This window comes from Streptomyces sp. NPDC006624 (assembly GCF_040611555.1).
GTDB lineage: Bacteria > Actinomycetota > Actinomycetes > Streptomycetales > Streptomycetaceae > Streptomyces.
In genome coordinates, this window is sequence record NZ_JBEXOM010000051.1 from 1 (window position 1) to 676 (window position 676).

Sequence of the window (676 nt, forward strand, 5' to 3'; positions counted from 1 at the left end):
CAGGCGGTGCCGTCGGGGGCCAGGTCCACGGTCTCGTCGAGGCCGGCGCCGGTGAAGGTGACCGTTCCGGTGGGGGTGCCGCTGCCGGGGGCGACGGCCGTGACCGTGGCGCACACGGTGACGGTCTGTCCGCACACCGAGGGAGTCGGATCGACCGTCACCGACACCGTGCTCGCCGCCGGGTCGACCGACACGTCCGCCGTGCCCGTCGACGGGGTGAAGCACGCGTCACCGAGGTAGATGGCGCTGACGATGCCGGTCTCCAGCCCGCTGGTGGTGAGGCAGGCGGTGCCGTCGGGGGCCAGGTCCACGGTCTGGTTCAGTCCGCCGGGGCCGGTGAAGGTGACCGTTCCGGTGGGGGTGCCGCTGCCGGGGGCGACGGCCGTGACCGTGGCGCACACGGTGACGGTCTGTCCGCACACCGAGAGGCTCGGGTCCACCGACAGCGTCGTGCTGCTGGCCGCCTGGGCAACCGTCGCTCCGAAGGCCGCGCCCGAACCCGCGAAGCACGCGTCGCCGTTGTAGACGGCGGTGACGGTGCCGGTCTCCAGCACGCTGGTGGTGAGGCAGGCGGTGCCGTCGGGGGCCAGGTCCACGGTCTCGTCGAGGCCGGCGCCGGTGAAGGTGACCGTTCCGGTGGGGGTGCCGCTGCCGGGGGCGACGGCCGTGACCGTGG

At 74.3% G+C, this 676-nt stretch carries 1 protein-coding gene; it reads right to left on the minus strand.

The genetic code is table 11. The annotated features are described in order from the left end of the window. The coding region (locus ABZY20_RS37050) for an Ig-like domain repeat protein (protein WP_356447917.1) at positions 1 to 676 on the minus strand (676 nt) is incomplete at both ends.